This window comes from Flavobacterium sp. (genome assembly GCF_965657075.1).
In the GTDB taxonomy this organism is placed as follows: domain Bacteria; phylum Bacteroidota; class Bacteroidia; order Flavobacteriales; family Flavobacteriaceae; genus Flavobacterium.
This window is the reverse complement of record NZ_CBFHMV010000007.1, coordinates 37,988-50,527: the sequence shown is the minus strand read 5'-3', so window position 1 is coordinate 50,527 and position 12,540 is coordinate 37,988. Positions and strand designations below refer to the sequence as shown.

The following is a 12,540-nucleotide window of genomic DNA, read 5'->3' as shown; positions in this document are numbered from 1 at the left end:
GCAAAGGTAAGTAATTCCTTTTTATTTACTAAATATTTCACTTATTTTGTGAATTGTTTAGTAGTTTAATTGTTTGAAATTCAGTAAAATATTCTATGCCATTACATAAAGTTGTTTATTTAGCCAATAATACCAAATTATATTTGTGGAAGATTACAGAAGACTTGGAGGAACTTTACAATGAAGTAAAATTGAAAGATTCTTCAATATCCAGACTAGATGGTATGAAATCTGAAAGTCATAAAAAAGGTTTTTTGGCTGTTAGAAAGTTGTTGCAACATATTGATTATAATGATTTTGATTTGTATTACGACGTTCATGGGAAACCTAATCTAAAACCGCAAGCTTGTGGTATAAAGGAAATGCATATTTCTATTTCGCATTCCCATGGATTTTCGGCTATTGCTCTAAGTGATAAAAATATTGGAATTGACATAGAAATTTTAAAAGAGAAAATCTTAAAAATCGCACCAAAATTCATGAATCTTTCACATTTGGATAATCTAACAGAAGAAGAAAAAATTAAAAAAGCAACTGTTATTTGGGGTATTAAAGAGAGTATTTTTAAAATTAAAAACGAAACAGGTATTAGCTTTCCGAATCACATTTTTGAGGAAGATTTTAATTTTGAGGATAAGAAAGCGTTTGCAAAACTTAAATTCAACAATAAATTAGAAGATTTTAAGGTTCAATTTGATTCTTTTGAAGATTATATGTTTGTTTGTGCTTTCCAAAATTAACAATGATAAAAATATATCAAGAAATACTAAATTCTAAAATTAAAGGAGAAAAACTTTTAGCAATCCTTGTCGATCCAGATAAAGTTTCGTTAGACTCAACTTCGAACTTAATTCAAAAAATAAATGAATCACCAGCTACTCATATTTTTGTTGGTGGAAGTTCTTTTGAAGGGAATTATTTAGATGAATTGCTTTTGGTTTTAAAATCTAAAATTAAATTACCCATTCTAATTTTTCCCGGAAATTTCGCTCAAATTTCTGATAATGCTGACGGAATTTTATTTTTAAATTTAATTTCAGGTCGAAATCCTGAATATTTAATTGAACAACAAGTTAACGCAGTTCCTTTTTTAGAAAAAACAAATCTAGAAGTACTATCAACAGGATATATTTTAATTGAAAATGGCAAGGAAACCGCAGTTGAAAGAGTAAGTCAAACAAAACCTTTGTCAAGAAAAAACATTGATTATGTTGCTCAAACTGCAAAAGCAGGTGAATATATGGGAAATAAATTAATTTATCTTGAAGCAGGAAGTGGTGCTGAAAATACTGTTCCTTGTGCAATGATTAAGCAAGTTTCTAATATAATTAATATTCCTTTAATCGTTGGTGGTGGCATCAGAAGTAAAACTGAAATTGATAATGCATTTACTGCTGGAGCTGATTTAGTTGTAATTGGAACAGCATTTGAAAATAATCCAAATTTCTTTGAAGAATGATAGATTTTTTATTTTCTCAGTATAAAGAATATGAAACAGTCGATATTGTTTTAGAAATTGTTGCTATTCTGTTTGGACTAGTTAGTGTGCTTTTTGCCAAAAAAAACAATATTTTAGTTTATCCTACAGGAATTATTAGTACTATTTTGTTTGTTTATTTACTGAATAAATGGGGTTTGGTTGGTGATATGTTAATTAATGGATATTACACGACAATGAGTATATATGGTTGGTATATTTGGACAAGGAAAAAAGAAGATCAACCCGAATTTCCAATTTCTAAAATGACAATAAAAGAGTATTATCAAGGAATTGTTATTTTTGTTTTAACATTGTTGTTTGTGGCTTTTGTATATAAATATTTTGATAAATTTACCAATTGGGCAGCTTATGTAGATACATTTACCACAGGAATTTTCTTTGTTGGTATGTGGTTAATGGCCAAGAGAAAGATAGAAAATTGGATTTTTTGGATAATTGGTGACCTAGTTTCAATACCTTTATATTTTTATAAAGGATATACTTTTACAAGCCTACAATATGTGCTATTTACAATAATTGCAATTTATGCATACTTAGAATGGAAAAAATATTTAACGAAAGTGATTTAAATCAAATTCAAGAAAAAGGAATTTTACTTGAAAATATAGAACAACAATTGCATTATTTTAATAATGGTATAGCAAAAATAAATCTTCAAAAATCAGCTACTATTGGTGACGGAATTTTTCATTTTTCAACGGATGAAATGGAAGAATTGTGTCGCTATTTTGATGAAAATAAAAGTCAAAAAGTAATAACTAAGTTTGTTCCTGCTTCAGGAGCAGCGAGTAGAATGTTTAAATTTTTATCTGAATTTTTATCTGAATTTGATGTTGAAAAAGACACTATTAATTCGTACATCAATCATAAAAAACAACACGATTTAAACGTTTTTTTGATTGGAATTAAAAATTTTCCTTTTTACAGAGATTTAAAAAATAAGCTTTTAGAAATATTCCCTTCTTATCAAGATTTTGAGAAAGACAAAAAGGATTATTTATTAATCAAAACATTGTTGTCTTCCGATTATTTTGATTATTCAAATATGCCAAAAGGAGTTTTACCTTTTCATATTAAAAACAATGCTGAACTCACACCAGTTGAAGAGCATATTAATGAAACTATTTTTTATAAAGGAATAGAAGATAAACCCCAAGTTCATTTTACAATCTCAAAGGAGCATCAACATCTTTTTGAAAATATAATAAAGCACTATCCTGATGTAGCCATTTCTTTTTCTTATCAAAATGAATCTACTGACACAATTGCTGTAAATTTAGATAACACTCCTTTTAGAAAGGATGATGGAAGCTTGTTTTTTAGACCTGGTGGTCATGGAGCGTTAATTGAAAATCTTAATCAATTGGAATCGGATATTCTTTTTGTTAAAAATATTGATAATGTTTCTCAAATTCACATGGAGTCTATATTGACTTATAAAAAAGTTTTAGGAGGATTGTTGTTGAAAAAACAAGCTCAAATTTTTACTTATTTAGATAAGTTAGGAAGTCATTCTGTTAATGAAAATCTGATTAAAGAAATTGAATTATTTGCAAAAGAACAGCTCAATATTTCTTTGCCCATTAATTTCGATAAATTTCAATCTGAATATAAAATTGAATTGCTTTTTAAAGAATTAAATCGTCCTATTCGAATTTGTGGAATGGTAAAAAATGAAGGAGAACCTGGAGGAGGACCTTTTTGGGTAAAAAAAGAAAATGGTTTGTCTTCGCTACAAATTGTTGAAACTTCTCAAATTAATTTGAAAGATAAAGATCAAAAGAAAATAGTAGATCAGGCAACGCATTTTAATCCTGTAGATTTGGTTTGTGGTATCAAAGATTTTAAAAATAAAAAATTTGATTTAACACAGTTTGTTGATAAAAATACAGGTTTTATTGTAGAAAAAAATAGAAATGGAAAACCAGTAAAATCTTATGAATTGCCTGGTTTGTGGAATGGTGCAATGGCTCATTGGATTACAATTTTTGTAGAAGTACCATTGTCTACCTTTAATCCAGTAAAAACAGTTAACGATTTATTAAAGCCTTCTCACCAACCTTTAGATAAAGAAATGTTTTAATGGATAAACAAATTTTACTTTCCGAATTAAACTTTAAAGCAGTAAGAAGTAGTGGTGCTGGTGGACAAAATGTAAATAAAGTTTCCTCTAAAGTAGTATTGACTTTTGATTTACAAAATTCACAAGGATTAAGTGAGGAAGAAAAAGTATATTTAAAAGAAAAAATTGCTTCAAAATTAACCCAAGAAGATATTCTTATATTAAATTGTGACGAAGACCGAAGTCAATTGAAAAACAAAACAATTGTTACTAAAAGATTTTTCGAAATTTTAAAAAAAGGGTTAGAAAAACCTAAAATCAGAAAAGAAACAAAAGTACCAAGAGCAGTTAAAGAAAAAAGACTGAAAACTAAAAAAACCATTTCAACAATTAAGCAAAATCGAAAAAAACCTGAATTATAATATTTAGACTGTAATGAAAAATGATATTAAAAAATCTTAATACTTAATACCAAAATCTTAATACTTTCTATTATATTTGCAACGTCTCAAAGGGGTGCTCTAAATATCGAGCTGAGATTATACCCATAGAACCTAGAACAGGTAATGCTGTTTAGGGAATTGACAAAAGTAAAAGTGCACGTTTGCTTGCGTCTGGAGTTTTCAATTTAATTTTAACCAAAGAATAATTACCCCTTTTATTCGTATAATTTATTTACGAATGAAACAATTATTTACAAAAAGTACCAAGTACCAAATACCAAGTACTAAGACTTATTTAAGTCTGTTGGCGTTATTTTACACAACTTTTGCCATTTCTCAAGAGCAAAACAAAGACACTACTAAAGTCAATAACTTAGACGAAATTATTGTGTCTGCGGTGAGAGTTACTTCACAATCACCCGTAACATTTAGTAATTTAGATAAAAAAGAAATTGCTAAAAGAAACTTAGGTCAAGATATTCCTATTCTAATGAATTATTTGCCTTCTGTGGTAACTACTACAGATGCTGGTGCTGGTGTAGGTTATACTGGAATTCGAGTTAGAGGTAGCGATGCTTCTCGTGTTAATGTAACCATCAATGGAATTCCATATAACGAATCAGAAAGTCAAGGCACATTTTGGGTCAATATGCCCGATTTTGCATCTTCTGTAGAAAGTCTTCAATTGCAACGTGGTGTCGGAACCTCTACAAACGGATCAGGTGCTTTTGGGGCAAGTTTAAATGTACTTACCGAGAATTTTCAATCAAAATCTGGAGGAGAAATAGCCAATTCGTTTGGAAGTTTTAATACCAGAAAGCATACAGTGAAATTCAACACAGGAATGTTGAAAAGTGGTTTTGAATTGTCAGGTCGATTATCTCAAATCAATTCGGATGGATTTATTGATAGAGCTTCCTCAGATTTAAAAGGGTATTTTTTACAAGGTGTTTATAAAGGAAAATCGACTTTAATTAAAGCTTTGGTTTTTGGTGGTCAAGAAAAAACCTATCAAGCATGGTATGGTTTAGAAGATCCAGAAAAACTTAAAAACGACAGAACTTTTAATGTGGCAGGAATGTATTTTGATGCTGCTGGAAACATGAAATTTTATGATAATGAAGTAGATAATTACAATCAAGATCATTATCAATTGCATTGGAGTGAAAAAATGAATGCGTTTTGGACTACGAATTTTGCATTACATTACACTTATGGAAGAGGTTATTTTGAGCAGTATAAAGAAGACGAAGATTTTGCTACCTATAATTTTGATCCGATTGTAATTGGAGGCGAAACAATAGCCACTACAGATGTAATTAGAAGACGTTGGTTGAAGAATGATTTCTTTGGAACCACTTTTTCTGCCAACTATAAAAAAAATAATTTAGATATAATTTTGGGTGGTGCTTGGAACAAATATCAAGGCGATCATTTTGGTGAAGTTATTTGGGCTCAATTCACTTCCAATAGTGAAATAAGAGACAGATATTATGATGATTATGCTAATAAAACCGATTTCAATGTTTTTTCAAAAGTAAATTATAAAGCTACTTCTAGTTTAAGTTTATTTGCCGATTTACAATACAGAAGAGTAGGGTACCAGGCCAATGGTGTACAACCAACTTTTGTAGATGATGTTTTCAATTTTTTCAATCCTAAAGCAGGCTTAACGTTTTATGCGAGCGATAATAGTAGTCTTTATTTTTCTTATGCTATTGCCAACAGAGAACCCAGAAGAGATGATTATGAAAACAACAGTTTCAAAGCCGAGCATTTGCAAGATTATGAATTAGGTTGGAGATTCAGTACTCCTAAAATAAAATTAAACACCAATATATATTACATGAAATATAAAGATCAACTCGTATTAACGGGTAGTTTAAATGATGTTGGTGCTCCCATATTTACTAACAGCGGAAAAAGTTATAGATTAGGATTAGAAGTTGATGCTACTATACAATTAAATGATCAATTTATGTTGGTGCCTAATTTTGCATTAAGTCAGAATAAAAACCAAGATTTCTTTTTTGAAAGAGACGGAATACTTCAAAATTTAGGTCATACAAACATTGCTTTTTCACCCAATTTTATAGCTTCAAATCAATTGGTTTATCAGCCTTTTGGTAATTTTCAAGCCGCTTTTTTATCTAAATTTGTATCGGAACAATATATGGGAAATATAGATGCTACTAACTCAAAATTAGACAGTTATTTTGTAAATGATTTAAATTTAAACTATGTATTAAAAACAAATAAAGTTTTTGAAAATATTACTTTTTCTTTGTTGGTCAATAATTTATTTGATTTAGAATACGAATCCAATGGTTATTTTTACACCTATGATGATGATTTTTCAAATCCAGGAACAATTTCTACAATTGAAGGAGCTGGATTTTATCCGCAAGCAGGAAGAAATTTCTTCATAGGAATGAACTTGAAATTCTAGTAAAAAAAGAGGGAAGTTTTAATAACTTCCCTGCTTTATCAATTGTATATTCTTAAATTATTTCCATTAACTTCAACACGGTAGGCTTTTAAAGGATATTCTTTTCCTTGAGATAATCCGGTAAATAAACTGTATTCTGCATCATCACATGGACAAACACCCATTATGCCATTTAATGTCATGGTAGAACAAGCACTTAAAGGTTGGTTGGGACAAGCAGCATCAAAAGCCGTATAACCTGTTCCAGTATTAAATACAAAAACACCTCTAATTCCGATTCCAGTAGTATTGATTAAAACACCATTTCCTGTAAAATTTAAACTATTGTATAGAGGCAAATCTTTATTTACAGTAAAATTTACGTTGTAATTGGGTAAATAAGGATTGTTTTGTATGATTTCACTATCACATCCAAATAAAACGAAAACTAATCCAATTAAAATAATCTTTTTCATAAATGTAAAATTTATTTGTTAGAGGTCATATAAGATAGCGCTTTTTATTATTGATGTTTGTGTCCAAAAAAAACAATTAGTTGATGGCGATTTCAAGGTAATTTAATTCAAAATCAAAACTACATTATAAACGAATAAAATCATAAAATAATATGCTAAAAAATACTTTAATCAAATAAATTTCTATATTTGCAATAAGGAATCCCATAGGTGTGGGATTTTTTCTATTTATATAATTAATGAAGTTATGAGTAACATATCCTATTATACAGCAGAAGGTTTAAAAAAACTTAGAGACGAAGTAGATCATTTAAAAAGCATAGAACGTCCTAAAGCTTCACAAGCTATTGCAGAAGCTAGAGATAAAGGAGATTTATCTGAAAATGCCGAATACGATGCTGCTAAAGAAGCTCAAGGATTACTGGAAATGAAAATTTCTAAAATGGACGAATTATTAGCCAACGCTAGGTTGATTGATGAATCTCAATTAGATACTTCTAAAGTGTTAGTTTTATCTAATGTTAAGATTAAAAATCAAACTAACGGTATGGAAATGAAATATACTTTAGTTGCAGAAAGTGAAGCCGATTTAAAAACGGGTAAAATATCTGTAACTTCTCCCATTGGAAAAGGCTTGTTAGGAAAATCTGTTGGTGAAATTGCTGAAATTAATGTACCTAATGGAGTGCTTAAATTTGAAATTTTAGAGATTTCAAGAGATTAATTTTAAAAAAAATCAGCTATGGCTTCTATATTTACTAAAATTATAAATGGCGAAATTCCTTGTTATAAAATTGCTGAAGACGAAAATTTTATTGCTTTTTTAGATGTGAATCCAAACGCAAAAGGACATACACTTTGTGTTCCTAAATTAGAAATCAATAAAATTTTTGATATGGAAGAAGATTTATATTTACAATTAATGTCTTTTTCAAGAAAAATTGCCAAAGCTTTAGAAAAAACAGTATCCTGCAAACGAATTGGTGTTGCAGTGGTTGGATTAGAAGTTCCACATGTGCATGTACATTTAATTCCACTACAAGATATGGACGATATGCGATTTCAAAGAAAAGTGTCTCTAGAAAAAGAGGAATTTGAATCTCTAGCAAAAAATATTGCTCAAAATTTATAATAAAAGCACCTATTTTGGTGTTTTTTTGTTTTAGTTGTCTATGAAATATATAATTTGTCTACTGTTTTTTCAAACCTTACTTTTTTCACAATCCAAAAGTAGTTACGCTTCTGTTGAAAAAGTAATGAATGAAATTCCTGAATCTGAAACGTACAGTTCTGAAAATATTGCAGCCTATATTCAGAAAAATTTTAGTACGCAACAAGATCAAATCAAAGCGGCTTACTATTATGTTATTGCAACTATTAGTTATGATGTTACTTTCGAGTTTACCCTAAATCTGGTCATTTCAGAAGAAGACATGAACAGTAAAACAATCAATACCAAAAAGGGAGTTTGTATTCATTATGCTTATTTTTTTAAAGACATAGTTCAAAATTTAGGTTACAATTGTTATTTAATTTCGGGTTACACCAAACAAAATCAAAAATTAGCTTCACTTTCTCACGCTTGGTGTGGCATGCAATTGGAAGATAATAAATGGTATATTTTTGATCCAACTTGGGATTCAGGAGTCATTATTAATGGAAAATTTGTTAGAAAAATTACATCTAATTATTTTCAAATTTCACCTGAACAAAGCATTAAAGATCATATGCCTTTTGATTATATTTGGCAATTTCTGAAAAATCCGTATACAGAAGAAGATTTTATTTCAGGTAAACAAAGTACAAATTCAGTAAATACCTATATCCTTTTTGAAAGATTAATTGCAACTTATTCCAACCAATCTCAATTTCAAAACACCAAAGATTTAAAGTTAAGAATGGAAGCTACAGGTATAACTTCAAAACTAGCCAAAGAACGTTATGATTTAATGATTAAGCAATTAGAAGTTTTTAATATGAATTCAAATTTGTTTCAATTTCAGGCCATTACTGACGAATATAATGCAGCTATTAAGATGTTTAATGACTTTATTACTTACCGAAACAATCAATTTAAACCCTTAAAAAGTGATAACGAAATAAATACGATGATTGCAATGCCTTTGCGAATTTTAGAAAATTGTCAAACAAAAATTTATAAAATTGGTTTTGTGGGTCAAGATAACTTATACGAACTAAATCAATTTAAAAGAGCATTAATTGCAGTTATAGAAGAAGCAAAAACACATAAAATTTTTGTAGATGATTATTTAAAAGCAGATAAAAGAGAACGAAAAAGAATGTTTTAAGCAACTACTTTTTTCAAACTAATTTGCATGGTTGTTCCTTTTCCAATTTCCGATTGAGCCACTTTTATTTTTCCTTTATGGTATTCTTGAACTATTCGTTTAGTTAGTGATAAACCCAATCCCCAACCACGTCGTTTGGTAGTAAATCCGGGTTCAAAAACTTTTGTAAAATCGGATTTAGGTATTCCTTTGCCACTATCCATAACTTTAATTCTAACATAATCTTCCTTTTCTTCAATCAAAAGCGTCAGATTTCCTTTTCCTTTCATGGCATCAATTGCGTTTTTAACCAAGTTTTCAATGGTCCAACTGTGTAAAGCTGGATTTATAGCAACCTTTATGGGTTCATTTGGGGCTATAAATTTAAAATTAATTTGTTTCGAACTTCTGTCTTTTAAATAATCAAATGATGTTTTGGTTTCTTCAATAATATCCTTGTTTTCTAAAACAGGCTCTGAACCCACTTTGGAAAATCGATCCGTAATGGTTTGAAGGCGATTGATGTCTTTTTCAATTTCTTCTATGGTTGAAGATTCTACATTGTCTAATTTTAATATTTCCAACCAACCTATTAATGATGATAAAGGTGTGCCAATTTGATGAGCCGTTTCTTTTGCCATACCAGCCCAAAGTTTATTTTGAGTAGACATTTTAGTAGCTCTATAAAAATTATAAACTACAGCTCCAAAAAGAATAATAATCAATAAAAGTGCAATTGGATAATATTTCAGTTGGTTGATTAAAGAGGAATTTCCAAAATATATTAATTGATAGTCGTTATCAAATAATGAAAGTTTTAAAGGTTCGTTTTGAGATTTTAAATCCTTTAAATAAGCTTTAATTTTTATAGAATCATTTACTGTATTTTCGTCAATATTAGTGCTTTTTATAATCGTACCTTTATCATCCGTTATAATGATAGGAATGGTTGTATTGTTGCTTATTATTTCTGAAGGAAGTTCAATATTATCATCGAAATCAGCAATATTCACTGTTTTTAAAGCCTTTACCCAAAGTTCCATTTTGTTTCTTTCTTCATTTTTAAAAATTTGAAAAAAATTATAAGTGTTCCATAAAATTAATAGAACAATTAAAAAGGAACATATAATAATAAACCAACGTGTTGAGTTGCTTCTTTCGGTAAATTGCATTAACTGTATTTTTAGTAAAAATAGTAAATTTTAAACAAAGTTTTAAGACATAAATCAAACGAATTTAATCTTAAAAAATTATATTTGTATAAATGTTTCTCCATGAAAAGTATTAATCCAAAAGAGGTTTCTCCAGCTCAATTACAAAGCTATTTACAAAGTGCCATTGCGCCAAGACCAATAGCTTTTGCAAGTACAATTGATGTGGACGGAAATCCAAATTTGTCACCATTTAGTTTTTTTAATGTTTTTAGTAGCAATCCACCAATTTTAGTTTTTTCACCAGCTAGAAGAGTTAGAAACAATACCATAAAACATACATTGATTAATTGCGATGCTACCAGAGAAGTTGTTATAAATATAGTCGATTATAGTTTGGTACAACAAATGTCGTTGTCAAGTACGGAATATGCTGATGGCGTTAACGAATTCGATAAATCAGGATTAACTATGTTAGCTTCTGATGTAGTTCAACCTTACAGAGTTGCCGAAAGTCCTGTACAGTTTGAATGTAAAGTAAATGATATTATTGCATTAGGTACAGAAGGTGGTGCTGGGAATTTGGTAATTTGTGAAGTAGTCAAAATTCATGTAAGTGAAACAATTTTAGATGAAAACGGAATGATAGATCAACTCAAAATTGATTTAGTGTCCAGACTTGGTGGCAATTGGTACAGCCGAGCGATTAATGGGTTATTTGAAGTGGAAAAGCCCTTAGCTACTTTAGGTATTGGTGTTGATGCTGTTCCAGATTTTATAAAAGAAAGTACTTATTTTGACGGGAATGATTTAGGAAAATTAGGAAACATTGAAGCTATTCCAAATGAAGAAGAAATTACTATCTTTGTAAAACAAAATTTTGCTGTAAAAGCAGTTTTAAGTGCTGATGATGAAGGAAAAAAACATCAAAAAGCCAAAGAATATTTAGACAATAACGATGCTTTAAGTGCTTGGAAAGTGCTTTTAGCTAAACAATAAAATGTAATTAGTATGGAAATTTTAGGAAGAGTAAAGGTTATAAACCCTACACAACAAGTAAGTTCAACTTTCAAAAAAAGAGAACTTGTAGTAACCACAGATGAACAATATCCACAACATATTATTATGGATTTTGTTCAAGATAAAACGGATATTTTAGATCAATTTAATGTGGGTGAACAAGTAAAAGTTGCCATCAATATTAGAGGTAGAGAATGGGTAAGTCCGCAAGGCGAAACAAAATATTTTAATACCCTACAAGGTTGGAGAATTGAAAAAGTACAAGCAGAAGCACCTCAAACCGCTACGCCACCAATGCCTGCAGCTGATGCATTTGAACCAGCTTCAAATTTTAACGAAGAAGAACATGATGATCTTCCTTTTTAATTAAAATTAAAGAGAAATAATCAAAAATTAAATTCCAAATTCCAATAAATAAACAATCAACTACTTTTGAAGGTTTTCTTTTGGAATTTGGAATTTTTTAATTGGAATTTAAAAAATGTATTACGTAACCAAAGAACTTTATTTTCCACCCGTTGAAGAAGCCTCTTATGAAGGAATTTTAGCTGTTGGTGGTGATTTATCAACGGAACGATTAGTGCTGGCTTATAAAAGTGGCATTTTTCCTTGGTTTGAATTAGATGAACCTATACTTTGGTGGTCACCATCAGAACGAATGGTTGTAAATCCTCAAGATTATAAAATCAAAAAAAGTCTGAGAAATATTATAAATCGTGATATTTTTAAAATTACCTTCAATCAAGATTTCGAAGCTGTAATTACCAATTGTCAACAAATACAAAGAGTAGGGCAAAACGGCACTTGGATTACAAAAGAAATGATGAAAGCTTATTGTAAACTTCACAAAGAAGGTTTTGCTTTATCTGTTGAGGTTTGGCAAAACGAAGAACTTGTTGGTGGTTTATATGGCGTTGATTTAGGAACTGTTTTTTGTGGAGAAAGTATGTTTTCCAAGGTTCCTAATGCTTCAAAAGTTGCTTTTGTAAGATTGATTGAACATTTAAAAAATAAAAATTACCGTTTATTAGATTGTCAAGTTCACAATGACCATTTAGAAAAATTAGGTGCTTTTGAGATTTCAAGAGAAGCTTTTATGAAAATTTTACAAGGTTAAGTACTTAATTCAATATGCCTTAAACGTTAAAAATAATAATTCATTAAAAAAATA

Annotated in this window: 14 protein-coding genes; 12 read left to right on the top strand and 2 right to left on the bottom strand. The window is 29.3% G+C overall.

The features are described 5' to 3' along the window. The first annotated feature begins 95 nt into the window (after positions 1–95). From ACTF56_RS06455 to ACTF56_RS06430, 6 genes are all read left to right on the top strand, one after another. Positions 96–740, top strand: a complete 645-nt coding sequence (locus ACTF56_RS06455) for a 4'-phosphopantetheinyl transferase family protein (RefSeq protein WP_438966091.1) — start codon at positions 96–98, stop codon at positions 738–740. Positions 741–742: 2 nt separating this feature from the next. After that, on the top strand, positions 743–1,459 hold the full coding sequence (locus ACTF56_RS06450) for a geranylgeranylglyceryl/heptaprenylglyceryl phosphate synthase (protein WP_438966090.1): 717 nt from the start codon (positions 743–745) through the stop codon (positions 1,457–1,459). Beyond that, the gene (gene pnuC / locus ACTF56_RS06445) at positions 1,456–2,070 is read left to right on the top strand and encodes a nicotinamide riboside transporter PnuC (protein ID WP_438966089.1); all 615 of its coding nucleotides are present in this window, start codon (positions 1,456–1,458) and stop codon (positions 2,068–2,070) included. Before ACTF56_RS06450 ends, pnuC begins: the two co-directional genes overlap by 4 nt. After that, positions 2,040–3,584 (top strand): DUF4301 family protein, encoded by a 1,545-nt coding sequence (locus ACTF56_RS06440; protein ID WP_438966088.1) that lies wholly within the window; start codon positions 2,040–2,042, stop codon positions 3,582–3,584. Before pnuC ends, ACTF56_RS06440 begins: the two co-directional genes overlap by 31 nt. After that, on the top strand, positions 3,584–3,985 hold the full coding sequence (arfB, locus tag ACTF56_RS06435; protein ID WP_438966087.1) for an alternative ribosome rescue aminoacyl-tRNA hydrolase ArfB: 402 nt from the start codon (positions 3,584–3,586) through the stop codon (positions 3,983–3,985). The genes ACTF56_RS06440 and arfB overlap by 1 nt, the downstream gene beginning before the upstream one ends. 259 nt (positions 3,986–4,244) lie before the next feature. Further along, a complete protein-coding gene (locus ACTF56_RS06430; RefSeq protein WP_438966086.1) occupies positions 4,245–6,455 on the top strand; it encodes a TonB-dependent receptor in 2,211 nt (736 codons plus the stop codon). A 38-nt stretch (positions 6,456–6,493) separates the two neighbouring features. Here ACTF56_RS06430 and ACTF56_RS06425 read toward each other — a convergent pair whose 3' ends face one another. After that, positions 6,494–6,910, bottom strand: a complete 417-nt coding sequence (locus ACTF56_RS06425) for a Rieske (2Fe-2S) protein (RefSeq protein ID WP_438966085.1) — start codon at positions 6,908–6,910, stop codon at positions 6,494–6,496. Positions 6,911–7,157: 247 nt separating this feature from the next. Between ACTF56_RS06425 and greA the strand changes: the two genes are divergently transcribed. From greA to ACTF56_RS06410, 3 genes are read left to right on the top strand one after another with little or no spacing between them, the layout of a single operon-like run. Beyond that, positions 7,158–7,634: a transcription elongation factor GreA gene (greA, locus tag ACTF56_RS06420; protein ID WP_438966084.1), complete on the top strand. Its 477-nt coding sequence runs from the start codon at positions 7,158–7,160 to the stop codon at positions 7,632–7,634. Between the two features lie 18 nt (positions 7,635–7,652). Beyond that, positions 7,653–8,042, top strand: a complete 390-nt coding sequence (locus ACTF56_RS06415; RefSeq protein WP_438966083.1) for an HIT family protein — start codon at positions 7,653–7,655, stop codon at positions 8,040–8,042. A 40-nt stretch (positions 8,043–8,082) separates the two neighbouring features. After that, positions 8,083–9,219, top strand: a complete 1,137-nt coding sequence (locus ACTF56_RS06410) for a transglutaminase domain-containing protein (protein WP_438966082.1) — start codon at positions 8,083–8,085, stop codon at positions 9,217–9,219. Here the strand turns inward: ACTF56_RS06410 and ACTF56_RS06405 are convergent. After that, entirely contained in the window at positions 9,216–10,370 is a 1,155-nt protein-coding gene (locus tag ACTF56_RS06405) for a sensor histidine kinase (RefSeq protein WP_438966081.1), read from the bottom strand. The two genes, ACTF56_RS06410 and ACTF56_RS06405, sit on opposite strands and share 4 nt — an antisense overlap. A gap of 102 nt (positions 10,371–10,472) precedes the next feature. Between ACTF56_RS06405 and ACTF56_RS06400 the strand changes: the two genes are divergently transcribed. From ACTF56_RS06400 to aat, 3 genes are all read left to right on the top strand, one after another. Beyond that, on the top strand, positions 10,473–11,348 hold the full coding sequence (locus ACTF56_RS06400) for a flavin reductase family protein (RefSeq protein WP_438966080.1): 876 nt from the start codon (positions 10,473–10,475) through the stop codon (positions 11,346–11,348). Between the two features lie 12 nt (positions 11,349–11,360). Continuing rightward, a complete protein-coding gene (locus ACTF56_RS06395) occupies positions 11,361–11,735 on the top strand; it encodes a DUF3127 domain-containing protein (RefSeq protein WP_438966079.1) in 375 nt (124 codons plus the stop codon). Between the two features lie 115 nt (positions 11,736–11,850). Continuing rightward, complete coding sequence (gene aat / locus ACTF56_RS06390) at positions 11,851–12,486, top strand: leucyl/phenylalanyl-tRNA--protein transferase (RefSeq protein ID WP_438966078.1); 636 nt, start codon at positions 11,851–11,853, stop codon at positions 12,484–12,486. Positions 12,487–12,540: the final 54 nt, after the last annotated feature.